The sequence below is a fragment of the Arcticibacterium sp. SM2516 genome, from assembly GCF_057914865.1.
This window is the reverse complement of sequence record NZ_CP195290.1, coordinates 3,910,106-3,934,298: the sequence shown is the minus strand read 5'-3', so window position 1 is coordinate 3,934,298 and position 24,193 is coordinate 3,910,106. Positions and strand designations below refer to the sequence as shown.

Genomic DNA, 24,193 nt, shown 5'->3' with positions numbered 1-24,193 from the left:
TGTCTTAAAGCTATCTTATTTTTGAAAAAGGCAGCGGAGACATCATCACTGAAACTACTTTTTCTACTATTTTGCCATCTTCTTCAGACGCCTTTTGAGCAGCCTTCCAGATAGGGTCTATTCTAAAAGTATCCCAAGATTTTTTCGCTTCTGCTTCGCTTTCATGAGCTATGATATAAACCAAGTGCGGCTGTGTATTGTCTTTTTCAATAGTTCCCCAATAGGCAATATTTTCCATGTTATGGTTTTTGAAGATTTTACGGGTATGGTCTCTGAAACGAGCAACAATGTTTGGGTATTTTCCAGGAAGGCAATAGTAAGAACGCAGTTCGAAAATACGCTCTGGCGATGCTGCTTTTAGTTTTAGTTTTTTAGTCAATTCTGGTTCTAACTTAAGGAATTTGGAATCTACGGAAGCTACTATTTTACCGTCTTTTTCTGAGTCGCCTGCCACTTTCTTCCATTCTGGGTCGGTAGAAAATGTCTTCCATGATGCCTGTCTCGCCTCCATAGAAGGATAAGAAAGGATGTAGATTAAATCATTTTTCATATCTGGAGATGTCGGTAGCCAGTACCCTACATTTTCCATACCGTGCTTTTCGAAGATCCTGGTGGTATGGTTTTGGAAACGGGCGATTAAAGCATCTCTTCTTCCATCATGACAGTGGTAAACTCTTAATTCATAAACTTTAGAATCCGGCTTTGAAACTTCTGCTTTAAGTCCTACGCTCATTAGTGTCATTAAAATTATCAATAGGTTTTTCATAAATGATTATTACAGGTTTTCTGTAAATTTACATGAAAACATTCCAAAAACGAGAAGGTTTTTCTTATTCCATATCTAAAGGAATCCAAAGTGCTTTTTTGGGAGCCATGACATACTTTACGAACCGATGCTAAACCATTTAATTTCTTGACCATCCTATCATTATGAATAGAAGAATATTTTTAGGAGTAGCTTTTTCTGCTGTTCCATTATTGTCTTTCAAAAAGAGACGTAAACTTTGTTTTTCAACGCTTGGTTGCCCAGAGTGGGAGTGGCATAAGATTATGGAGAAAGCAGAGGAGTATGGTTTTGCAGGCATAGAAATTAGGGGTATTAAAAATGATTTAGACATTTTGTCAAGTCCGGTATTTTCTAAATCTCATTTGAAATCTTCATTAAAGCTGGCAGAGGATGCGGGTGTTAAGATTGTCAATTTAAATCCTTCTTCTAACCTCCATGAAAGCGATCCTGAAAAGAGGAAGAAGAATATGGACGAAGTAAAAAGGTATGTAGATTTGGCAGTAGAGCTTAACACTCCTTTTGTAAGGGTTTTTCCGGATAAGTTTGCTTATAAAGAGGATAAACAAAAATCTCTGAATTTAATAAGTGATGGCCTGAGTGAACTTGGCGAATTTACGAAAGGAAGCGGCGTTAAAGTGTTGTTGGATTGCCATGGTGACTTGGTGAGGTCGGAAGATATAAAACAAGTGATGGAAGCTCAACCGGCAAAAAGTTCTGGAATTATATGGGACTACTTCAATATGCATTATCAGACGCAGGAGTCTGTTTCTACAATGGTAGACACCTTAAAGTCATTTATAGAATTTGTTCAAATAAAAGATGGAAGCTTTAGTAATAGAGAAACGCATGAATATTTCTTGCCAGGTGAGGGCGATGTGCCTATTCCAGCAATTTTGAAAGAAATAGACCGAATCAAATATAACGGCTACATAAGTCTAGAATGGGAGAAAAGGTGGCATCCAGAACTTCAAGATTTAGAACAAGTTTTGCCAGTTTTTAAGAAGGCTATGAATGGATAATCTATAACTATCATTACTTTTAAAAGAGATAGCGAAATTCAAAACGTATAAACTTGTTCAAGAGTCTCACTTTAGTTTTTCTTATAACACTTGGTTCCTTTGCTCAATGCTTAGCACAGGTTGAAAATTCCCGTTTCAGTATTATTCCGCATATAAGTTTGGGGATGCTGCTTCCTGGTTCTCAGAAAAAGATGGAGGGAGATCAGCGGATGAACTATAAGTGGCGATTTTATAATATTGGTTACACCGTAAATAATGAAGGAAAGCGGGAGTTTAATTTGAAAACAACCAATAAGATAGGCGTTAACTTAGGTTACAAACTTACTGAAAACATCCATTTAAGTCTTGGAGGCTCAAGAGCAAACTTAATTACCTCCTATAAATCATCTTTAAAATATGAATTTCAAGGTCAGGCGGTAAACGGTTTTTATGATGATTATAATTATTTGAGTTTAAACTTCGGGATAAAGTACAGAGCTTATAATCTGTACTATTTGGTTCAAGGAAATTATATTCCAAATGCGAATGGTTTTTATGAGAGAAGAGCCAAAAAGCAGTCTTCATCCTCGGCTATTCCGGGTAAGTATATCAATGACGCCGGGACAGGATTGGTTTTTAACACGATAGTTTCCAATGATTTAAAGTATGGTTTGTATTTGGGGGTTGGTCAGGAAATGCTAAATGGAGGAAGTACGGAGTTGGAGTTCGGGTTCAGTTTTGCTTTACAACCCCTGTATGTAGAACAAGTTGATTTCTATCAAAATACTGGAGTGATTGGTAGAAATAGAAGTAACCATTTAATAAACACGGTATTTGTAGGCTTAAGGCAGCCTTTTGATTTTAAAAAGAGGGAAAAGGTGCCAAAACCAGTCAAAGAAAGGATAAAAAAGAGAGCTCCTGAATCGGAAAAGGTCGAAGTTGGGGAGTTTAAAGTTTTTATTGGAGAAGGCTTAGTTTTAGGCGATATTCAGTTCGACCAGTCCTCGTCGGAGTTAAATTATTATAGTCAGCAAGGATTAAATACGGTTTATAACTTTATGCTGAAATACCCCAAAGCGACCATTGAAATTAGTGGGCACACATCTTCGGAAGGAGATAGAGGTGCCAATATTGAACTTTCAGAGGAGCGAGCGGAAGCCTGTAAAACTTATTTAGTTCAGAAGGGTATTGGATCTAGAAGAATAAGAACGCTGGGTTTTGGGCCTGATAGACCTATTTCTAATAAAGAGCAGGAGTTAAACAGAAGGGTGGAGTTGAAGGTTTTGAGTATAGATTGATACAAAAAAAACGAAGCACCTTTCGATACTTCGTTTTTTATTAATGGAGCTTTAAAGCTTATCAAACATCACAAATCTTAACGCATCTTTCTAGCGAAGCTAACATGCCAGCTTTGTCTTTAGCCTTTGGAATAAACTCTTGACCTAAATATCCTTTATAACCAGAGTCAATTAATGCTTTAACGACCGCAGGATAATAGATTTCTTGCGTTTCGTCAATCTCGTTACGGCCGGGCATTCCACCAGTGTGGTAATGGTTTATGTATTTTCCGAAACGTCTGATATTTCTGATATGATCACCGTGCATACTTTGCATATGGAAGATGTCATAAAGTAATTTGAAGTATTCCGAATCTACCATTTCACATAATGACACACCCCAGTCTATATGGTCGCACATATAATCTCTGTGACTGTCTCTAGAGCTTAATAATTCCATAGAAAGCACTACGTCATATTTTTCACACGTCGGAATTAGCTTTCTAATCACTGTGGCACAATTTATCATGCCTTCATAATCATTCATGCCATTTCTGTTTCCAGAAAAACAGATAACAGTTTTGATGCCGTTTTCAGAAGCTTGTTTCAGCAAGTCTTCATAAAAAGGAATGAGAACTTCGTGGTTTTTAGTATTGGCAAAAAAGTTAGTAAGTCCAGTTCCTTTAGGCCATGTACCCCAGCCCATGCCTGCTGTAAGTCCGTATTTTTTCAATATAGGCCATTCTTCAGGACCTGTAAGTTCTATGGATGCCATTCCAATAGCTTTTACACCTTGGCATAATTCTTCAAAATCGATAGAGCTATAGCACCATCTGCATACAGAGTGCTTGATATTATTTTTAAGTTCCACTTCTGGTTGGGTTAAAGTTTCGCTAGCAATTGCCCCTCCAGTAAATGAGGTGGCCGCTACTGTTCCTAATGTTTTGATGACATTTCGTCTAGATGTATTCATTATATTTTGATAGGGGATAATAATTTAAAATTAGGGAAAGTATTTCGTATACCGTTATTCTTTAAGGTTCTTAGACATGGAATACACGATTTGTGCAATCGTTTGACTGCTAAAAAGTTCATGAAAATGCTTGATATCCATGGCTTTGACCTAAAATAAAAAAGTCGGGTATCTCACAAGATACCCGACTTTAAGATAGAAAGAGGTATTAATTCAAGCCATTGATATAGCTTGCTATTTTCAATACGTCGGCTTTAGGAACATGTGTCATTGGAGCCATTGGCGTAGCATAGTCCGGCCAGTTTTTAGGCTGAGGGGTATAAATTAATTCCATCATTTTTTGGTCAGAATATTTACGTTTCGCAATTTCCTTGAACGATGGACCAACCACTCTTTTGTCCTGAGAGTGACAAGCCAAACAAGTATGCTTTTGTAATAATGGCTTTATTTCATCAAAAGTAGGAGGGGTGGTTGCTGTTGCGGCCGTTGGTTTACCAATTCCGTCAGGAGAAACTACTTTTTTTGCAGTTTTAGAGGCAGATGCTGGTTTAGCTTTTCCAGAATCTGTGGTCTTTAAAGTGGCCGTAGAAACTTTATCTCCAGCAGGAATATTATTCAACGTATAATAAACCGTAGGGTGAATCAAAGAATAATAAGTGCCTGCAGCTCTAATGCCATCAAGGTTTAACTCATGAACATAATACTTTCTTAGTCCGTCTAAAACGATTCTAAGTGTTTTACCGTCTGCAGAAAGTTTCACCCCTTTAATGTTTAAGTCTTCTCTGTTAATTGGCGGAGAACCATAAACAGGGTGGTGTTTGTAAATAAAGCTTGAGGCAGAGATAGAAGCCAAGTCTTCGGCAGATTTTCTGTCTACAGGAAGTGTGAATTCTACTTCGAAACCATCAGGCATAGCTTTAACTGTTAGCATCTCAAAAGGCATTTTACCATTCCAAACCAGTCTTTGAAGACCTTGGTTGGCATCACCTGCCGAACCCCAACCACGGTTGGTTTCTCCTACAAATAAAGAACCGTCTTTAGCCCAGTCCATTCTCATTACACCAGATTGGAAACCACTTCTGAAGTCCCAAGCAGCACCTTGGTATTCTCCATTTACTTTTTCCATAAACACTCGCATAATTTTAGATTGACCTTGGTCACCTATGAAAACTTGGTTAGTAAAAGGACCAAAAGCTCCTTTGCTGTCGTCTGTAATTATTTCTGAGTTAGAAATACCTAAAATACCGTGAGGTAACCATACTACTGGAGTTTGTACCTGTGGGTATTTTTCTTTCAGTTGCCAAAGCATGTCTGGCGTTTCGTTAACCACATTTTCTGGTTTTATATATGCTCCAGCTGCATTTTTTACTTTTCTATTATCTCTTTCTGCAAAGAATTGCTCCTCCGTAAGTTTGGTAGGAGACTTATCGTTAGTCCAAGCCAAGCTGGCAGGGTGACCTGTAAATGCCCCTTTTTTCAAATGCCATATTCCACCAGAACCCATCCAATCTCCTTGGTTATCAGAATAAAAAAGTTCGCCGTCAATCATTCCTAGACCTGCTGGAGAACGCATACCCGTAGCCCATTCTTCTCTGTGACCGTCTGGGAATACTTTGAATACAGAACCTCTAGTAGGTACTCTGGCTTCTCCACGCCACCACTCTTCGTTTCCAAAGGCTACGTTTCCGCTAACAAAAAAGCTACCATCGGGAGCAAATTTAGGACCGAAAGAGTACTCATGATAATGACCAGAAACAGGCCAAGCACTTACCGTTTCATAACGGTCTGCTTTTCCATCTCCGTTTTCGTCGGTTAGTTTTGTTAGCTCACCTCTCTGTACACAGTAAAAGGAGCCATCGCGGTATTCTAAACCTAATATTTCATGTAAGCCAGATGCAAATAACCTAAAATGAGGTTGTCTACTCAATGGATTGTCCAAGATCCATACGTCACCTCTTCTGGTAGAAATACCCAAAGAGCCGTTTGGTAAAGTTACCAAACCACCCACTTCTAAAAGTATACCTTCTGGTACTGGCGGAGTAACTATTCTATAAAAGTCTTCTTCTTTTGGAGATTCTTGTGCCATCACCGAAAAGCAAAACAAGCTCAAAAATAATATTTGTATTTTTTTCATTCGTCTAAGTGTTTTAATATCAGAATAATAGCTCGTAAGTTAATTTATCTATCACCAGTACCTCGAGCTGCTGTTTACCCGCTGAGTCTATCAGACGAATATCTGCTTTTGGGTCTATTTTGATATACCAACTGTTGTTGTCGATAGCATAAAGGCCATCCATTACCTTGTCAATTTTAGTGGCACTGGTAAGTTTAGCAGCCAATGGGTTTTTAGCACCGTTTAGGGTAATCGTTCTTTCAAAGTATTTGCCATCTTTTACGCTGATTTGGTCGCTAACTTTAGCTCCAAATATTTCATAAAGGAATGTCGGCATGTTGTCTGCATCTATGGTATATCCTTTAGGCTTATAACCTGTTCCGCTTGTGTCTTTTGGCCAGTTGGTCAATGAAGAATTTAGTGTTAAATCGTTATTTAGCAAAGTCACTGGACCTCTAGGTCTTGAAGAACCGTCTCCTCTGCTGTCCCACATTGGTGTAGCGTTAAGGAAATCACCTCTCCAAAATTGCAATAAAGCACCTTTGTCTAAATCATAAGTGAAATGAATATTTGCAGGAGTACCTACGCTTATGGCATGCACAATCCTCGTATTGGTTATCCCATTATTGAAGTCCATGAAACTTCTCAGATTGGTATTGGTTTTGGCGTCAATAAGAATAGGGTCTGTGGCTTTGTTGCCAAACATAGAACTTGCAGCATGTAAAGCTATCTTTCTAAAACCAGGTCCTGTTACAAAAAGACCAAGAGTTGGGTTCATCCAACCATCGTATTTGGCATTGTAAATTTCCAAGGTGTGCTTACCCGCCTTTAGCTCAATTTCACCCGTTCTCTCATCATTTGGCCCCGTATATTTATTGCTTAATATCTCTGTATTGTCAACTGTCAATGTGTTATTAGAAGAAGAGAATTGATTAAAAGTATATTTTCCATCTGCAGCAGCAATGAAATCTCCTTTGATAGTATACGAATATTCGTTAGGCTGCTTCATAAATTCCCACGAAAGCTCTTTCAGATCGCCAGAGTCGTCAATCTTAAGATTTTTAGGGTCTGCCGCGGGGTCATATGCTGCGTAAGAAACGACATATTTCAGATTTTGTAGAGAAGCACTTGGCTTGTCAAAATTGCTTATTACAATGTTTCTGAAAGCTAAAGAACCGTGGTCTCCTTGAAATCTCAATGGCCCTTTTGCAATATCTTTTGGCGTCATAGCACCCCTGGTTACACCAGAAAGCTCTACGTTTTCATGAATCAGCATCCCATTAAGTTTTATGGAAAGCATTTTAGCATTTTCAATTTTATTTCCCTTGGCATCAAATTTTGGAGCTTGAAAAGAGATGTCCATGTGCTGCCATAAACCTGGGGCTTTTGTTGCATTTATTCTTGGGGCATAGCCTTCATAGCCCTTTTTCCCATCGGGCTTGCTCTCGTCCCATCGGTGGTAAATGCCACCACAGTCACCATAAATAGGGTTTTTCTTTCCCCAGCTATCAAAAAGCTGTATTTCATAATTGCCTTGTAGGTAAATGCCAGAGTTAGAACCTTTGGCCATCATGAAATCAAAAGAAATGTCCAGATCGCCATGTTGGAAATCGGAGACTAATTCATACGAACTGCCATATTTGCCATGTTCGTGGATGTTGACCAACACGCCTGTTCCTGGGGTAGTTTGAATATCATTATCCTTAAATGGATTGGCTTTTGCTGTTCCTGCAATTTGCCAGTTTTTGGAGGCATTTGTAAAGCCAGATAAGTTTTCGGTTAGAATCTTATCTTGGGCAGAGAGCAAATTAACGCTTCCAAAAAGGAGTAGCCCGAGAGCGATTTTTTTCATTTGGTTAAATTTTTTCTGATTGAGAACATCAAATATAAGATTAGAATTAAGAAGTGGAAAGGCATTTTAGTATCATTCCTAGGTACTTACGTATTATGAAGCATGGAAATTGTACTATGGAATCTTTACATTATATTATTAAAAGAATTTAATATGTGCCAGTCGTCTTTTGATATGTTTAAGTAAGTGTTAGGGGTTGGTTAAAATTATTAAATATAGTAAGTGTCAACTAGGGATTAGCGTTGCGGGATAGTCTTAATCAAAGTCAATAAATTAATATTTCTCGTAGTCTGAATAAGAAATAGTTGCTTATCCAGACTAGCCGCCTTTATTCTCCTTTTATAAGTGCTAAAATATCCGACATTTGTTTTGGAGAAATGGCACTTTCCAGACCGTTTGGCATAGCAGATTGTTTTGCTATTTGACGAGATTTTATGGAAGTCGTCGCAATGTTTTCTGTTTGCCCACCCAATGTTTTTAGACTCAGCGAATTTTCGTTTTCAGAAACAATAATGCCTGATAAGTGATTGCCATCTTTTGTTTCAATTTCCCAGTTGCCATACTTATCGGCAATAGAATTGTTCGGGTTTATGATTTCTGTGATGATGGAATGCTTATTTCTACTTTTTAAGGTGGCTAAATCAGGGCCAAAGGCGGTGCCATTTTTGCCGTCTATTTGATGGCAAATGGCACAATTTTGTTCAAACAGTTTCTTGCCATTTTCGGCATTACCTGCTATATCTGCGGCTGGTAGATAATTTTGCAATACTGCTTTACGGTCTTCATTGATGGCGAATACGGCTCTTGCGTAGTTTCTAATATTCGTATCATAATAATTCATCAATTCCACAATCTGCGGCCATTCGATATCCGATTTGGCAATATTGCCCAATTCTACCTGCCTAATTAATTCGGATACATTGTTTTCGTTATTCAATAAGTAGGCTACCCATGCCTTTTTTGAAGAGCTTTTTAACTCGATGTATTTCTTATTGATACTTGCTAGCTCGGGTTTGCTTAAAAGACTTGGAAGAGCTTTAATGCTTGCTAATTGTAATTGCTCATTTTTTCCAGTAAGAATATTTGAAAGGATTTCATCTTTGATTTTGGGTTCGCCTAGCGACGAAAGCAAGCTCATTCCATCTATTTGAAAGTCGATGTTATTCTCTTCTTTCATTTTGGCATAGACTGAATTTGTATTCAAGGTGTTGGAAAATTTACTTACCTTAAAAGTGCCAATAATACTTTTTCGAAGTTCTGGACTTGGACTCGTTAAGAACCTATTTAATAGTAGTTCTTGTTCTAATTTAGTCAGTGGCTTTGGGGTACCATAGGCTTGCATGGAAGAAATGCCAGAAAGCATGGAGGCTTGCCACCAACTGTTATTTTCTTCCTTGTTTTCAAGGATTTTGTCTATAAGACCCAAATCTCCTTTTTTAAATATAGTGGCAGCCAGATGAGCGAAAAACTCACTTTTATTTGTTGATGGTTCGGTTCCAAAATCCCTTACAGCATTTTTAAATAGTGCTTCTTCTGAACCCGCAGAAGAGGATATGGCCGCAATGCCCACCCATTTGTCTTCCACATCGTTCTTTAGAATGGTCGACTTTAATTCTTTTATCTCGGGAAAATTAAAAAAGGCTGCGGAACAAAGCCATTGAAACCTAACTCTTTCGCTTGGGTCGTTTGCGGTTTTTAACAAGGCCGCTTTGAGTTCTTCTGTTTGAAAATCTGGATTGGACCATACTTTATCAATCAATTGCAAGGCGTTTTCTCTAACACCAGGTTCCTTGGCCGCTAAAGCAAGGGTCAAATCATCACTTGTTAATTCTTGCCAATCATGAAGAAGCCATAAAGCTGGAATTTTAGCTTCCTCTTTGTCTTCATTCAATATCTTATGCAGAGCAGTAGCGGCTGAATGATCGTCTCTTTGAAAAAGGAGTCGTTGAGCGGTTCTTCTATACCATCCATTTTTATGTGTGAGAAGTTTGGCCAGTTCTTCCGTGGAATTCTTAGATAAATTCAAAGCACCCATCCAGTCCATTTTTAGACCACTTTTTGGTGTTATTCGGTAGATTCTACCTTTATTAGTTCCTTCATACAGTGCTCCACTTTCATTGACTTCATCGCTCATCCATTCTGGGTGTTCCACTATTTGACGGTAATAATCCACCACATATAAAGCTCCGTCTGGCCCTACATAAAAGAATACAGGCCGGAACCAAGGGTCTTTGGAAGCCAGAAATTCTTTGTTTTCCAACACTCTTTTTCCAGAGAAAGTAGCTCCTTTGCTTTCTATGTGGTCTATGTGAACAAGATTATGGACAGGCTCGCCAATAAGTGTAGTGTTTTCAAATTCTTTACCGAAGGCTCCGCCATCATACCATGTTATGCCGCAACTTGAAGTTATTTGACCTACATCGGTTAGTAATTGGTGATTTGGATTTTGAGTAATTGGAAAAACTTTGGCGGCATTGCCATGGTCAGAAAATTTCTCCATGGCTTCTTCAATGGCTAAGTTTGGATTGGCTTTCACATAGCGAGCATCCATCACTTCATGGAAGAGGTGATTAGCATTATCCGTATAAAACCGATGTCCCCATGGGTCGGTTGTGTGACCATATTGCGACTCGCCAGATAAGGTTTCCAGTTCTAAGGTTTTAGGCTTAAATCGAACATTCCTTCCATCAGCATTTCTGGCTAGTTTTGGCGACTTTGGTTCATTGGGAAATTTTATTTCTGAGCCTTTATCGTGGAAGATGTGTTCATAGGCAAATGAGGTTATGGCACCAGAATGTGCCACATATATCCAATTGTCGATCCCAAACTTAGGCGTATTCATATTATGCTGCGGATTGGAAAGCGAAAACCCGGTTATCATGGCTTTTTTGATATCTGCTTTGCCATCACTGTTTTTATCTGCTAGAAAAGTTACGTCTGGTGCATCTGCGACTAACAGTCCATCTTCCCATTTCATCAAGCCCATTGGCAATGTGAGACTATCTGCAAAAACTTCGCTTTTATCGGGTAAACCGTCTCCGTCGGTATCTATTAGCTTTTTAATTTTTCCTGTTTTAGATAAATCCAATGGATATCCTGGCATCTCGGCTACGTACCAATCTCCATTTTCATCGATTTCCATGGCTACAGGGTCCGAAATAAGTGGTTCGGCGGCCACTATCTCGATGTTGAATCCATCCATGATTTCAAAATCAGCCAAAGCTTTTTGAAGTTCTGGATTTTGGTCGAAATAAGAGGCGTTTGGTTTTTCGCAGGATGCTAAAACGATTAGGGTAAAAAGGCAGAAGTATTTCATGGGGCATTGGTTATTTACCGTAATTTAAAACTAACATATGACATACATTCTTTTATGACCTGACTTTCGTAAGCGGTTTCATCATATTTATTTTTTAGCCTTTTAAAAAAGCTTTGGAATGTCGGCTTCACGCTCGTTTCCATTTTAATATTATAGTAGTCTAGCTCTTCCTGATTATAAGTTTTAGGTTGACCTGTGGTATAGGCGATGAAATATTGATTTCGTTCACATAAAGCTCCCATATAGCAAATTTTAGCTCCTAGTTCTTCCTCAGGCTTTGCGGCTAAGGCTTTCTCAAAACATTCTTTTGCGAAGCTATTGGTGAAGTAATCTTCATCGGTAGGTTTCCCATATTCTATTTCCATGGCACCCCATTCTCTGTCAGAAAAAAGCCAGCCATTTCCCCAATAGCTCATATTATAGGCGGCAAGTCCTAGTTCGTACCAAGCTCTAGCATTGCTGGGGTTCTTATTTATTTCTTTTTGGTTTTTAACCGTGTTCTCTAAAAAATATAGCGGAGAAAGAAGTGCCTCATCTATCCGTTCGCCTAGAATAAACTGTTTTGGGATAGGAGAAAAGTATTGATTAAAAGACCCCTCTGTAAAATGAGATTCCTCACATTGTTTAAAAATAGCCAATGCTTTTTCGTACTGCTGACTTCTTATTAGTTTTCTGCCATAAGCCATCATTAGCTCTCCTTTGTCTAGACTGGCTAAGGTTATGAGTTTTTCATCAGAAGAGCTAAGGCTGCTGCTGTTTAAGAAGTCAATGGTCTCTTTTAAGAGCTCTATTTCTGCGTTTTTTAATAAGATAGGTTCAGAATATCCATTCATGTAGCCATAGCTATCTGTGGAAGGTGTGGCTATATGCTCCGCTAGAAATGCTTTTATATGATTTTCTGGAATACTTTCCTTTTTGGAGTTAAAACAGGAACTCAGCCAGCCTTCTTTTTTTGTGGAAGAGATGTCATTTGCTGCGAGGTATTTATCTCGAAGCTTGTCTGCTAAAAGCACTAAAACATTATTATCTCTAAAGGAGTCTACGGTCTTAAATTCAGCAATTTTATCAAGCATTTCGTCTTCTTCAATATCTAGGGCTTGTGTATCTAGAAAATGAATGGCTTTGAAAAGGTTAATTTGTTTTTGAAGTTCTTTGCTCTCCGTTTTTGTTTCATCTAGCAAAGATTTCATCTCATCATAATCACCCTCTATATAGTTGAGATAGGCCGCTGTTGTTTGCCAGAAGGCTTTATCTTTTAATTGGTTATTTTTCAGGAGAGACTCGTTAAAGCTCAGCAGATCTAAAAAGTAGCTTTGTCCCTTGGCTTTTATGATTTGAATTTTGGCGGAGTCTAGTTTATAATCTTCATCAAAGGCATCTAAATTGTGCGAATAAAGACCTGCATTCTTTTCTGCATAAAAGTTAACCTCGTTTTTGTTTATTTCTCTAGCCATGACCAGTTCTAGTATTGGGTGGTTTGGGTTGAGGGCTACCATTTTTTTCATTAAGTCTATGCCGTCTTGGAAAGGCTGTATGGCTTGTAGAGCATACACCATTAATTTCTCGTCTTCCGTTTTCGCTAGTTTGGCGGCATGGCTATAATGAGGATTGCTCAATCTTCTTACGCTTAAATCAGCCTGATTTCGTCTGGTAGGCGATTTTTCAAAAACCTTTGCAAACTCTAAAACGGCTTGTGCCGTATCCCCTTTATGCAATAGAGCCCCAGCATATCTACTCTGCGACCATTCAGAGATATAGGTTTTGCTTTTAACTTCCTTTTGAAACTTTTCGTAGTCTTTAAGTAGCGATTTCCAATCATTCACTTTTGCATCGATTTTCATGAGTTGAAAACCGTATCGCTCTTTTATAAAATCACTTTTTGATTTTTCAGCGTTTATCAGCACCATATCTCTGTAATCTGCCAGTTGCTGTTCGTTTACAGGTTCAGAGGGCTCCCAGTAGGTTCCAAATTTTTCAGTTTCTTTATCTATGTCCTGAGCTAAAATGACATAGTCTGCCGCCTCCTGTTTTCCAACTTTTCTTAGCTTGTTGGCAAGGATTTCTCCAGAAACATTTGCATATAATCCTTCTTTTAGCTCCTTTTTGCTCAGTTTTTCATTTGTGTAGGTATACCAGCTTTCCATATTCAGGGAATCGGCCAGATAGGCAGATGAAATCATGGAATATTGCTGATTTAGAAAATCGTTGGTGTAGAAATAAGATTGTGTAGCTACCGGATTTTCTGCAGACTCGGGATAAAAAATGCTGAAATATTCCGTGAAGTCTAGTGGCCCAGGACCACAGGCGAAAGAGAATAAGATGAAATAAGAAAGAAGCTTTTTGAAAGAGGTTTTTTTCATGGGGTCAAAAGGGTGCTTTGTTGATTATAAAATTAACGCTGCAAAAGACTTTGGTATTGATCTATGGTGAAATTATTCATACTCTTTTCATCTAGATGGAAAAGTAATATCTGGACATCCTTGTTAGGTACTCTTTGTAAAATGGCTTTTTTGACCTTGTTTAAGGTTTCGAAGCTGGCTTTTTCATGTCTGAAAATATCACCTTTTCGGAAAGACTGATTTTCAAATTCACAGTTTTCTTGACAAATCAGAAGTTTGCCATTTATACCAGGTAGGGTATTGAAATGTTTCTGTAAGTCTATCTTTGAAACATTTTTAAAGTAGGTATGGAATTTATTATTTCTGAAAACGATGGCCTGCTGATAAATAGGTAGGGCAATATCCACGGGCAATGGATACTCCGGAAGCCTGTAAATGTATTGGTCGATGATACTAGGATCAAAAAGCGAGTTTTTAGTATTAACATTGGTCCAGTCGCCCACATTATAGAGCATGAGTGCTACTCTGGCCACTGGCGGAACACCAGTTTGTTCTTTAAACTTTACCTGATGAAGTCTTAAAGTAGCAGTCAGCATGATTTCTTCACCCAGTTCTGGTTTTATTTTTTCTAAAAACAAGAAGTATTTTTCTCTCGTCTTCTTAGTCCAGTCGCAATCCAGCTGCACTTCTTTAAAAGTCAGAGCGTCTTGAGAAGCGATGGATTTTATTTTAGCAGCCGTTTTTGTTGCCAATTCTTCTATTTGAATCTCATTCAGAGCGGTAAACGTTCTGTTGGTGATATAAATAACTGGAACTATATCCCCCTGAGGCTTGTCTTTAAATTTAACCATTCCTTTAGGAATTGCCTCTTTGGCATCTGAGCTAAAATCAATATCAAAAAAACGAATATATTGTTTCCCGATATTTAATTTTTCAATGTCATTAAGGATTTTTTGAGAGGGCTGGTAAATAGATTTCCAGTGGTAAACTGCCGACGAGACATTCTTTTCTTCTGTATTTTTGGTACAGGATAAAAGAGAGAGACAGAACCATAATAATAAGAAACAACGACTCATAGATTCAAAGTAAATGCTTTTCCGCAACTTTGCGAATCAAAACAGAATAACTGAGACACAAAAGGGTGACTTAGGGATTTTATTTTTATCAGGAACGGCCAAATGGCTTAATTAATATGAAAACTTATTTCAAACTACTTTCTTTCGCTGGTAATTTAAGAAAGTTTGTAGTGCCTTTTTTGTTCACATCGCTTATCGCTGCGGTTTTTGGAGTATTGAATTTAGTGCTCTTAAAACCTATTTTAGATGTACTTTTTGGGCAGGCAGATCCAGAAATTATTCAAGGCTTTCTTCAAAAACCAGACGGCTTTAATCCTTTAAATTGGTTCAATTATTATTTGGCTAGTATGATGGAGGCCAATGGTAAACTTGGAGCTCTCCAGTTTGTTTGTGTGGCTCTTATATTGGGTATTCTTATAGGGAATGTTTTTAGGTATATCAGCTTACGTTTGTTGGAAGGTTTTAAGGTGAATATGGTTTCAAATCTCCGTCAAGCCATTTTTGACAAGGCTTTGCTATTGCCTATTGGCTTTTTCAATAATCAAAGAAAGGGAGACATCATCTCTCGGATAGTAACAGATGTGCAGGAAGTAGAAAACAGTATTGCCAATACCACTTCGGCGGGAATAAAGGAGCTTTTTCTTTTGGTGGGCTATTTGGTGGCTCTTTTTTATATGTCGGTTAAGCTGACCTTTTTTGCTCTTATTGTCATTCCTATTACGGGTACTTTTTTAGGCTTGATGCTCAAAAAATTAAGACATGATGCCGGTCAAGGGCAAAGCAGACTGAGTAATATTCTGAGTCTGATGGATGAGACCTTTGGTGGAATGCGTGTGGTAAAGGGTTTTGTGGCAGAGCGTTTTATAAGTGATAAATTTGAAACAGAAAATGAAGGGTATAAGAAATCTATATTTTCTTATGCGGTGAGAAGAGAATTGGCTAATCCGTTTTCAGAGGTTGTAGGTGTTACCATGGTGGCTTCGCTTTTATTATATGGAGGGAGCTTGATTTTATCAGAGCAGAGCAATCTGGATGCATCCACTTTTATGGCATATTTGGCGGTTTTTTCTCAGGTGGTACGTCCGGCTAAGACTATAGCTCAGGCTTTTAGTGCTTCACAAAGGGGAATGGCTTCTGGAAATAGAATTTTGGAAGTCTTAAATATGGATCCTGAAATTGCTGATTCGCCTGATGCGGTGGCGGTCAAATCTTTCGACCATACCATTTCTTTTGAAAATGTTTCTTTTGCGTATGAAGAAGGACAGCAGATATTGAACAGCATTGATTTTGTGCTAGAAAAAGGGAAAACCGTGGCTTTAGTGGGGCAGTCGGGTGGAGGTAAATCCACCTTGGCAGATTTGCTTCCAAGGTTTTATGAACCCACCGAAGGACAGATTAAACTAGACGGTATAAATATCAACGACATCTCTCAGGCATCGCTTAGAAGCTTAATGGGTATTGTTACTCAAGACCCCGTTTTGTTTAACGATAGTATTTATAATAACATTACTTTCGGCAAGGATGTAAGTCGTGAGGATGTATTAGCTGCAGCCAAAATTGCGAATGCTCATGAGTTTATAGAAGAACAGTCGGAAGGCTATGAAACCGTGATAGGCGACCGTGGCGTGAAGCTTTCGGGTGGACAACGACAAAGAATATCTATTGCCAGAGCCATTTTACAGAATCCACCGATATTGATTTTAGATGAGGCCACCTCTGCACTAGATACTGAATCAGAAAAATTAGTACAAGATGCCATCATGCATCTGATGAAAGATAGAACGTCGTTGGTGATTGCTCACCGCCTGAGTACCATTCAGCATGCAGATGAGATTTTGGTGATAGATAAAGGTCAAATAGCAGAAAGAGGAACGCATCAAGAATTATACTCCAGGGCAGACGGTATTTACCATAAATTGGTGGAGTTGCAGGAGATTTGATAAATATTTCTAAATTGATTCTCCATGAAAAACGAAAGCTAGTCTTTTGATTTTCATGGTAAATTGGCTTGTATTAGTCTCAATCGGGAGGCAAGAATTCAATCTTATCATTTATATATTTTCTCTTCCAAGTATACCTTTCTTTGTCGTAATAGTGTTTTTTTGTTTTTGCGTCCAGTACATTGGATTCTTCTTCGGTGATTCTTCGAATAAAAAAATGGGTGTTGCTCTTCTTTAAATAATCCGTTAGTTCTATAAAAGCAGTGTTATTAATTGTATCGGAATCTGATACAATGGCATAACCTTTAGAAAAGCTATTTAAAGTTTCAATGTTCTCTTCATAATTAAGTTCAATGAATTCGATTAAATGTTCTTTGGGAACGGATAGTAAATTATCGGGTTGGAGGTCTAGGAAGTGAACGTCTTCATATTCAATGCCTGTACCACACGAAGAAACCAATACTCTATTTAAATGAATGTAAATTTTATCTCCATAGAATATTATATTTTGTGGAGCGTAGGTGGTTCCGAATCCATCCACTACTTCATCTTTGATATATTCAAGAATGTTAGTTTTATAATGTTTTTCTAGTAATGAATCTTTTTTTGATATCACATACGGGATATTATAAAAGTCATCGCTCAGAGGGTTATCAGATGTTTCTTTTCCACAAGAAGAAAAAATACAGGATGCACCAATTAGTAGGATGTAGTTAAAATTTAGCCCCATGGGTGTAGTGTGAAATAATCTTTAAAACTTCGGAAGTTGATACTCAGAAAAAACATCCATCACTACCAAAACAAAATCACTTCCCCAGCCATTTGACCAAGGTGTAAAAACGGGGTTTTCTGTTGTTTTGAAAGTGCCAGCACTTTTGGATTTTCCACTTCTAGGGTTGTACCAATATGCTTTTAAATCATTTCCAGTCTTTATTTTTGATAAATCTAGTTGAAACGACTTTCCTGTGGGTGTATAAGCAATAATAAAATCCTTATTTTGACCAATGGATGCTAAAACATAAGACGCATCTTCTAGATTCGTAGAGCGTATCAAACTTTGGTCTCGGCTCATTTGCTGCCATGGAAAACTTTCAAAAAGAGCCTTTAAATACTTCATTTGATTAGCCCCAGGGAGTTGTAAAGCGGCTTCCCATCCTGTTCGTGCTTTAATCTGTGGTTCTTTATCAATCGCATACATTTGCCATACGTCATTGCAACCATAGGTATAACCTGCCGTACCTGATAAGATACTCCAGTACCCACTTATTCTAGCATCGGCATCATCTAACCAGCCCGTTTGTTCTTTGTCCCAAAAACGGTCACCTATATTCTCATATCTGGCCTCTCCATTGATAATGGGCCTGCTTTCAGAAACTTTATGTACATATTCATATTCTTTAGAGACCCTGCTATGTCCACTTTGGAACATATCTATGTCTAGCCATTTTTCGTCAAAATAATTACTCGCTATACTTGAACCTGAAGGATGGTAACTTATCAAATGCTTTTGGTCTACGCTTTTTATTCCTTTTGCCATAGACCTAACGATATCAAAATGAATACTTTCTTCAGGTATTCTATCGCCACCTAAAACCCAAATGATATTATCATACTTCAGATATTTTTTTGCCAATAATTGACCAAATACTTCAGCGTTTTCCGGATTGAAAATCACAGGCCCCTTACCCCATTTAAGATTGAACTTATCTCCCCAAGTGGGCAGTAAAGCTACTTGTAAGCCTAGCTTTTTGGCTTTTTTGATAACATAATCTACGTGCTCAAAATAGGCCTCGTTTAGTAGCTTGGGGTCATTGTTTACGAGTGGTTTTTGACCGTAGGCATTTGCCGTGTTTAGTCCATCAAGCTCGGCTAAAATTACCGTTTGAATTACATTAAAGCCCTGAGCAGACCTAGTTGTAAGGTAGTGATCCACTTCCGCTCTGTCTAAGCGATGAATTAATTCCCAAGCCGTATCTCCCATCCAGAAAAAGGGTTCCCCCTTTTCTGTGGATAGAAATTTTCCATTCTCGCTAATTTTAAGCTTTTGGCTATAGCTATTAAAGGAGAGAAGAACTAAGATTAAAAGACTAAGAAAAGCTTTCATTTGTATGTTTTTAGTCCAGACTTATTATCGTCCCGTTTTGCCGAAAGTTACACCTTCCCAAGTATCTGTTCTGAATGGCGTCATTGGCAGTCCATCACGGTTATACATGTTGCAAACAGGGTTATTTGCCCAAGCATATCTTACAGAAACAGGGTTTGAAATACTTTCGCTTGATATTTCCATTTGATTATTAGAGATGATTTTACCCTTCGCCCAAACGAATTTTTTATCTGCTCCGGCAATAGCAAAACCTACGGGCTCATTGGTGTCAAAGGCATAAAGTCCCTGACCAACGTTATCAAACGTCAGTAGAATTTTATCTCCTTTTACCTCCATTGATTTATAGCTTGGACCTTCGTAAATGATGTCTTTATGATAGTCTCTTGCCAGTGCAATTCTTGCCAAACGGTCGGCTACGGTTTGTTTGTTTCTTGGATGAATATCCCTGCCTTCTCCCAAGTCGATGATAACGGCTTCTCCAACATTTGAAAGTTTGCTTTTGGTCATCGTCTGAGCCTCACGAAGCTCTGCCCATCCACTTTCTTCTGGTTGTTCAGATTCTGCCATGAAATCTGCTAGTTGCACATAATAGAAAGGAAAATCGCCTTGCTTCCATTCGTTACGCCAGTTTTGAATCATGAAAGGAAACAAGTCGCGATATTGGTAAGAACGACTAGCATTTGATTCGCCTTGATACCAAATGACGCCTTTGATTCCGTAACCAATAGTTGGGTGAAGCACACCATTATAAATGTTTGCTGGTCGGTGGTTTCCTGTTAATAAGTCTGTTGGCTTTCTCGGCACATCTTCGTCCTTTTTCAGCTCCTCCAAAGATTTTTGCCATTTCTTTACTTCCTCATCATAAATATAAGTTTGTTCTATTTTTTTCCATGAAGACATCAGCTCCGTATAATTCTTATCGGATTCTAAAACACTCCTGTTTACCCACGCTTCAGCTGCTGAACCTCCCCATGCATTATCGATAAGTCCAATAGGGACATCCAAGGCATGATGTAAACGCTGTCCGAAGAAATAACCAATAGCAGAAAAATTAGCAGCGTTTTCTGGTGTAGTGGCCTCCCAAGAACCCTCAAAGTCGTTCTTGATTTTATCGGTGCCAACTTGCGGAACAGAGATTAGTCTTATATTGGGGTATTTTGCGGTAGCAATAGCCAATTCAGCACTGTTAGTTCTATTCAAAGGCCAGGCCATATTAGATTGCCCAGAGCATATCCAAACTTCTCCGACCAATATATCTTCAAAAAAGAATTTAGAGGTTTTTCCCTCAATATCCATTTTATAAGGGCCACCAGCTGGAATTGGCTTTAAAATAATACGCCATTGACCTTTGGCATCGGCAGTGGCGGAGTGACTTTGACCGTTTATGGCAACGGTGATTTTTTCGTTTGGCTCTGCCCAACCCCAAACTGGATTGTTCTGTTTTTGTTGTAAAACCATGTGGTCTCCAAAAATAGCTGGCAGTTTGATTTGTGCCTTTGCCTGAAAGCCCAAAAGGAGGGCAAGAAATAGGGGGATAAGTCTCATCGTAATACTTTTTATATAGGGTTAATTAAAGCAAAAGTTCAGTTTTTACTTTGGTTTACCAATATACTATATAAAATGGATGCCCATGATAAGGAATAGCTTAAAACAGGAAATTGACCTACAGTTTAGGTCAAAAAAAGGATTAATTTAAATTTCAGAAGCAAACTGTATTTTGAAAGAATTCTTATCAAAGAGCTTCAAATTCCTTTCGCTTATTGTCAAACCATTGTTTCATGGCATCTGGAGATTGCATCAATTTTTGCATTTCCGCCATGGCTTGCATATGAGCGGGGTCGTTTTTTTGATACATATCCATGCCGTGTTTTTTGCTCATTTCCGTCATTTCTTCAAAAGTTTCCGCCTTAAATTCTAGGTCACAGGCTCCTCCTAGTTGTTTGCAGGTCATTGTTTTCATCGTAGATTGGGATTAAAATATTTCAAACGGTTTTTAAAGATAAGGTTTTGATATTAATCTAGAGAAACAAGAATGCTCAAAGCAAAGCATCCAATTCTTTTCTTAAATTTAGAATTCAAATCTATAGAAATAATTAATGGCGAATTTTAATATTGACGCAAAGAAGGATATGACCTATGACGCTATTGTCATTGGGTCTGGAATTAGTGGCGGATGGGCTGCGAAAGAACTTTGCGAAAGCGGACTTAAAACTTTAGTCCTTGAAAGGGGAAGACTGGTGGAACACGTGATAGATTATCCCACCATGAATAATGACCCTTGGGACTTAGAACTAAAGGGTGCCGCTACAGCAGATGAATTAGACGTGCGTAAAATAGTGGCTCGTTCTGGTTTTGTAGGTGAAAACAATATGCACTTTTATGCTAAAGACGATGAGAATCCCTACAGAGAGGAAAAGCCTTTTATGTGGATTCGTGCCAACCAAATGGGAGGACGTTCTTTACTTTGGGGTAAACAATGTTACCGTTGGTCTGATTTAGATTTTGAGGCAAATGCTAAAGATGGTTATGGGGTAGACTGGCCTATCAGATATAAGGATATAGCTCCTTGGTACACGCATGTGGAGAAATTCGCAGGTATTTCTGGGGAAGCTTTAGGTTTGCCGCAGCTCCCAGATAGCCATTTCTTGCCTCCTATGGAGCTGAATTGTGTAGAAAAAGACGTTAAGAAAAGAATAGAAAAAGAGTTTCCTGGCAGAAACATGATTATCGGTCGTGTAGCTCATTTGACGGAGCCATTAAACGGTCGTGGCCAGTGCCAGTCTAGAAACCGATGTGACCGTGGTTGTCCTTATGGAGCTTATTTTAGCAGTAATGCGGTGACTTTACCTGCGGCAAATGCTACAGGAAATTTGACAATAAGACCATTTTCTTTGGCAGATTCTATCATTTATGATGAAGAAAAAGGGAAGGCCGTTGGTGTGAGAGTGATTGACTCTGAAACCAAAGAGACCATAGAGTATTATGCTAGAATTATATTTAGTAATGCGTCTACCATTGGTACCACGCAGCTATTGTTGAATTCTACTTCTAACCGTTTTGAAAATGGTTTAGGAAATGATAGCGGTGAGTTAGGTCATAACCTTATGGACCATACGTACAGAGTAGGGGCTATGGGTAAGTTTGATGGCCATGAAGATGAGTATTACAAAGGAAGAAGACCAAACGGGATTTATATTCCGAGGTATAGAAATATTGACGAAAAATCGACTACAGATAAATTCTTAAGAGGTTACGGCTATCAAGGTGGAGCGGGAAGAGCTAACTGGGGTGCTGGAGCAAACCAAGAAGCTTTTGGCGGTGAATTTAAAGATGCTCTAATGAAACCAGGAGACTGGGAGTTTTTCATTACGGGTTTTGCGGAATGTCTGCCGTACCATGAAAACCAAGTGAGCTTGGATAGAGATAAATTAGACAAGTGGGGTAGGCCAACTTTGGTGATTGATGCGGAGTTTAAAGAAAACGAATTGGCTATCAATAAGCAGATTCAGATAGACGCGGTAGAAATGTTAGAGAAAGCAGGATTGAAAGATATTGTGGGTTTTGATAACGAACATGGCATGGGTTACGGAATTCATGAAATGGGTACCGCAAGAATGGGTAAAGACCCTAAAACATCGGTACTTAATGCTACCAATCAGGTGCATGCTGTCAAAAACGTTTTTGTAACAGATGGAGCATGTATGACATCTTCGTCTTGTGTCAATCCTTCATTGACCTACATGGCTCTTACGGCTAGAGCTGCTAATCACGCTGTTTCTGAACTTAAAAAGAAAAACCTTTAATACTATGCAAAGAAGAGAAGCATTAAAACAAACCGCTCTATTTGGCGTAGCTACAGCCTTATTTCCATCGCTATTGCAGTCGTGCAAAGAAACGTCTAGGCTAAACTGGCAGCCACAGTTTTTGAGTGTAAAACACGCCGAACTTATTTCTAGCTTGGTAGATACTTTACTGCCAAAAACAGAAACGCCAGGGGCATTAGAAATGAAAGTTGTTATGTTTATTGACCTAGTTTATGGCAAACTTAACGGTGAGGCGGGTCAAGAAACTATGGACAAAGGCATGGATGACTTTGACGCCAGAAGTAAAGAGAAATTTGGTGACAGGTTTGCAGACTTAAGTCCAGAAAATAAAGTAGAATTTCTAAAGATGGAAGAAGCAAATTCTCCCAAATTTAATGGGTCTATCTGGGGAACTGCTGCAGGAAAACAAGAGCCTGTAGGCTTTTATAGAAACTTGAAATCAACCGCTCTTTGGGGCTATTTTTCTTCAGAAGAAATAGGTTTGAATGTGTTGACTTATGATCCAGTCCCTGGGCCGTATCAGGGTTGTATTCCGCTAGCGGAGGTTGGGAATACGTATAGTTTGTAGGAGTTTTAAAATAACAAATGCTCAGGAAATTCAAGTTTCTGAGCATTTGTTGTTAAGTCAAGTTTATAAAGTAGTTAGGTAATAACTGAAAGGGTAAATTTTCAATCTGCATAAAAGAAATTTACAAAATACATAGAATAAGAGATCTTCTTTTAAGAATCAATCACTAACAATAATCTTGGCTTTTTTCAACGAGGTTCCTGATTCTAGTCAGAGATAAAGTTAGCTTTATTGGGCTATGAGAATCACCTCCCATCCTCCAAGATATCCGTAGATCTTTTAATGACTTTAAGAATTAGATAAACGACCGCTGAAATTACAAAAGCCCAAAACCATTGATTTTTAGGTAAAGACCAAGAGCTTTCAGTAAGTCCTATTTTTATAACATCGAAAAGCCAAAATAAACCGAAAAGGGCAGCAATGCCATTCTTTTCCTTTTTGAGTACTTTTTTAAGACTGAAAGGGTATTTTGGTTTTGTAGGAAGTTTTAATTTTGGAACAAAAGCTGGTTTGTCTTTGGCCCATTCCAAGTATTTACTATCAAATTTATTTCTAAGAAAGGCTTCTTCTGCAAACATGATTCGTTCGTAGTAAATCCAGTATAGAAAGGTAAAAGAGACTATAAACCAGATATTTCCTGTTAGCATGGCTACCGCTAGCCACATCAAAAAGTTTCCAACATATAAAGGATGGCGTACCAAAGAATAAATTCCAGTCTCATTTAATTCATCTGCTACTTGCCCTTGGGTGGTGTTTCTTCCCGAAGTATTGGCAGGGGTAAACCCTACCGTGAAAATCCTAACAAACAAACCAAAGATTCCTACCCCCAAAGAGATATACCAGTAATCTTCAGAAAATAGGTATTCGTTTTCTGCAAGAACCTCAAAGTAAAAAACGGCTCCAGTTATCACCAGGAATAGTAGTGGAAAATAACTTCTGTATTTGAAAAGAAAATTTCCTTGTTCTTCAAATTCCTCTATCAGTGCCATTCTTCTTGTTTTTTTTGGACACAAAGATATAGGAATT

The 24,193-nt window shown here is 38.4% G+C and carries 17 protein-coding genes; 5 read left to right on the top strand and 12 right to left on the bottom strand.

Annotated elements, in window-relative coordinates; genetic code table 11:
* Positions 1-10 precede the first annotated feature (10 nt).
* A complete protein-coding gene (locus tag ACSBFT_RS16270) occupies positions 11-766 on the bottom strand; it encodes an NIPSNAP family protein (RefSeq protein ID WP_489601481.1) in 756 nt (251 codons plus the stop codon).
* Between the two features lie 164 nt (positions 767-930).
* On the opposite strand from ACSBFT_RS16270, the gene ACSBFT_RS16265 reads away from it, so the two are divergent.
* Complete coding sequence (locus tag ACSBFT_RS16265) at positions 931-1,806, top strand: sugar phosphate isomerase/epimerase family protein (RefSeq protein WP_489601480.1); 876 nt, start codon at positions 931-933, stop codon at positions 1,804-1,806.
* A gap of 53 nt (positions 1,807-1,859) precedes the next feature.
* Positions 1,860-3,083 carry an OmpA family protein gene (locus ACSBFT_RS16260; protein ID WP_489601478.1) on the top strand — a complete coding sequence of 408 codons (1,224 nt, stop codon included), beginning with the start codon at positions 1,860-1,862 and terminating at the stop codon, positions 3,081-3,083.
* A gap of 61 nt (positions 3,084-3,144) precedes the next feature.
* On the opposite strand, the gene ACSBFT_RS16255 is transcribed toward ACSBFT_RS16260, so the two are convergent.
* The 6 genes from ACSBFT_RS16255 to ACSBFT_RS16230 form a co-directional block, all read right to left on the bottom strand.
* Positions 3,145-4,035: a hydroxypyruvate isomerase family protein gene (locus ACSBFT_RS16255; RefSeq protein ID WP_463048252.1), complete on the bottom strand. Its 891-nt coding sequence runs from the start codon at positions 4,033-4,035 to the stop codon at positions 3,145-3,147.
* 208 nt (positions 4,036-4,243) lie between these two features.
* The gene (locus tag ACSBFT_RS16250; RefSeq protein WP_489601476.1) at positions 4,244-6,169 is read right to left on the bottom strand and encodes a hypothetical protein; all 1,926 of its coding nucleotides are present in this window, start codon (positions 6,167-6,169) and stop codon (positions 4,244-4,246) included.
* 19 nt (positions 6,170-6,188) lie between these two features.
* Entirely contained in the window at positions 6,189-8,000 is a 1,812-nt protein-coding gene (locus ACSBFT_RS16245; protein WP_489601475.1) for a 3-keto-alpha-glucoside-1,2-lyase-like domain-containing protein, read from the bottom strand.
* 328 nt (positions 8,001-8,328) lie between these two features.
* Entirely contained in the window at positions 8,329-11,316 is a 2,988-nt protein-coding gene (locus ACSBFT_RS16240) for a PVC-type heme-binding CxxCH protein (protein WP_489601473.1), read from the bottom strand.
* 14 nt (positions 11,317-11,330) lie between these two features.
* Positions 11,331-13,676: a hypothetical protein gene (locus tag ACSBFT_RS16235; RefSeq protein ID WP_489601472.1), complete on the bottom strand. Its 2,346-nt coding sequence runs from the start codon at positions 13,674-13,676 to the stop codon at positions 11,331-11,333.
* A gap of 32 nt (positions 13,677-13,708) precedes the next feature.
* On the bottom strand, positions 13,709-14,731 hold the full coding sequence (locus ACSBFT_RS16230; RefSeq protein ID WP_489601471.1) for a hypothetical protein: 1,023 nt from the start codon (positions 14,729-14,731) through the stop codon (positions 13,709-13,711).
* A gap of 116 nt (positions 14,732-14,847) precedes the next feature.
* Between ACSBFT_RS16230 and ACSBFT_RS16225 the strand changes: the two genes are divergently transcribed.
* Complete coding sequence (locus ACSBFT_RS16225) at positions 14,848-16,671, top strand: ABC transporter ATP-binding protein (protein WP_489601470.1); 1,824 nt, start codon at positions 14,848-14,850, stop codon at positions 16,669-16,671.
* A 79-nt stretch (positions 16,672-16,750) separates the two neighbouring features.
* Here ACSBFT_RS16225 and ACSBFT_RS16220 read toward each other — a convergent pair whose 3' ends face one another.
* The 4 genes from ACSBFT_RS16220 to ACSBFT_RS16205 form a co-directional block, all read right to left on the bottom strand.
* Entirely contained in the window at positions 16,751-17,401 is a 651-nt protein-coding gene (locus tag ACSBFT_RS16220; protein WP_489601468.1) for a hypothetical protein, read from the bottom strand.
* Between the two features lie 21 nt (positions 17,402-17,422).
* Complete coding sequence (locus ACSBFT_RS16215; RefSeq protein WP_489601467.1) at positions 17,423-18,775, bottom strand: glycoside hydrolase family 140 protein; 1,353 nt, start codon at positions 18,773-18,775, stop codon at positions 17,423-17,425.
* A 24-nt stretch (positions 18,776-18,799) separates the two neighbouring features.
* Complete coding sequence (locus tag ACSBFT_RS16210; protein ID WP_489601466.1) at positions 18,800-20,320, bottom strand: sialate O-acetylesterase; 1,521 nt, start codon at positions 20,318-20,320, stop codon at positions 18,800-18,802.
* A gap of 187 nt (positions 20,321-20,507) precedes the next feature.
* Positions 20,508-20,726, bottom strand: a complete 219-nt coding sequence (locus ACSBFT_RS16205) for a DUF1059 domain-containing protein (protein WP_489601465.1) — start codon at positions 20,724-20,726, stop codon at positions 20,508-20,510.
* Between the two features lie 145 nt (positions 20,727-20,871).
* Here ACSBFT_RS16205 and ACSBFT_RS16200 point away from each other — a divergent pair, with 145 nt between their 5' ends.
* Positions 20,872-22,578: a GMC oxidoreductase gene (locus ACSBFT_RS16200; protein ID WP_489601463.1), complete on the top strand. Its 1,707-nt coding sequence runs from the start codon at positions 20,872-20,874 to the stop codon at positions 22,576-22,578.
* A 4-nt stretch (positions 22,579-22,582) separates the two neighbouring features.
* Positions 22,583-23,167 (top strand): gluconate 2-dehydrogenase subunit 3 family protein, encoded by a 585-nt coding sequence (locus tag ACSBFT_RS16195; protein ID WP_463048263.1) that lies wholly within the window; start codon positions 22,583-22,585, stop codon positions 23,165-23,167.
* 245 nt (positions 23,168-23,412) lie between these two features.
* Here the strand turns inward: ACSBFT_RS16195 and ACSBFT_RS16190 are convergent, their stop codons facing one another.
* The gene (locus ACSBFT_RS16190; RefSeq protein ID WP_463048264.1) at positions 23,413-24,156 is read right to left on the bottom strand and encodes a methyltransferase family protein; all 744 of its coding nucleotides are present in this window, start codon (positions 24,154-24,156) and stop codon (positions 23,413-23,415) included.
* Positions 24,157-24,193 lie beyond the last annotated feature (37 nt).

What these genes read in the sequence shown, in the direction of transcription:
- ACSBFT_RS16270 (WP_489601481.1), bottom strand. Translation starts at nt 766, where the DNA reads ATGAAAAACCTATTGATAATTTTAATGACACTAATGAGCGTAGGACTT.
- ACSBFT_RS16265 (WP_489601480.1), top strand. Translation starts at nt 931, where the DNA reads ATGAATAGAAGAATATTTTTAGGAGTAGCTTTTTCTGCTGTTCCATTA.
- ACSBFT_RS16255 (WP_463048252.1), bottom strand. Translation starts at nt 4,035, where the DNA reads ATGAATACATCTAGACGAAATGTCATCAAAACATTAGGAACAGTAGCG.
- ACSBFT_RS16250 (WP_489601476.1), bottom strand. Translation starts at nt 6,169, where the DNA reads ATGAAAAAAATACAAATATTATTTTTGAGCTTGTTTTGCTTTTCGGTG.
- ACSBFT_RS16245 (WP_489601475.1), bottom strand. Translation starts at nt 8,000, where the DNA reads ATGAAAAAAATCGCTCTCGGGCTACTCCTTTTTGGAAGCGTTAATTTG.
- ACSBFT_RS16240 (WP_489601473.1), bottom strand. Translation starts at nt 11,316, where the DNA reads ATGAAATACTTCTGCCTTTTTACCCTAATCGTTTTAGCATCCTGCGAA.
- ACSBFT_RS16235 (WP_489601472.1), bottom strand. Translation starts at nt 13,676, where the DNA reads ATGAAAAAAACCTCTTTCAAAAAGCTTCTTTCTTATTTCATCTTATTC.
- ACSBFT_RS16230 (WP_489601471.1), bottom strand. Translation starts at nt 14,731, where the DNA reads ATGAGTCGTTGTTTCTTATTATTATGGTTCTGTCTCTCTCTTTTATCC.
- ACSBFT_RS16225 (WP_489601470.1), top strand. Translation starts at nt 14,848, where the DNA reads ATGAAAACTTATTTCAAACTACTTTCTTTCGCTGGTAATTTAAGAAAG.
- ACSBFT_RS16220 (WP_489601468.1), bottom strand. Translation starts at nt 17,401, where the DNA reads ATGGGGCTAAATTTTAACTACATCCTACTAATTGGTGCATCCTGTATT.
- ACSBFT_RS16215 (WP_489601467.1), bottom strand. Translation starts at nt 18,775, where the DNA reads ATGAAAGCTTTTCTTAGTCTTTTAATCTTAGTTCTTCTCTCCTTTAAT.
- ACSBFT_RS16210 (WP_489601466.1), bottom strand. Translation starts at nt 20,320, where the DNA reads ATGAGACTTATCCCCCTATTTCTTGCCCTCCTTTTGGGCTTTCAGGCA.
- ACSBFT_RS16205 (WP_489601465.1), bottom strand. Translation starts at nt 20,726, where the DNA reads ATGACCTGCAAACAACTAGGAGGAGCCTGTGACCTAGAATTTAAGGCG.
- ACSBFT_RS16200 (WP_489601463.1), top strand. Translation starts at nt 20,872, where the DNA reads ATGGCGAATTTTAATATTGACGCAAAGAAGGATATGACCTATGACGCT.
- ACSBFT_RS16195 (WP_463048263.1), top strand. Translation starts at nt 22,583, where the DNA reads ATGCAAAGAAGAGAAGCATTAAAACAAACCGCTCTATTTGGCGTAGCT.
- ACSBFT_RS16190 (WP_463048264.1), bottom strand. Translation starts at nt 24,156, where the DNA reads ATGGCACTGATAGAGGAATTTGAAGAACAAGGAAATTTTCTTTTCAAA.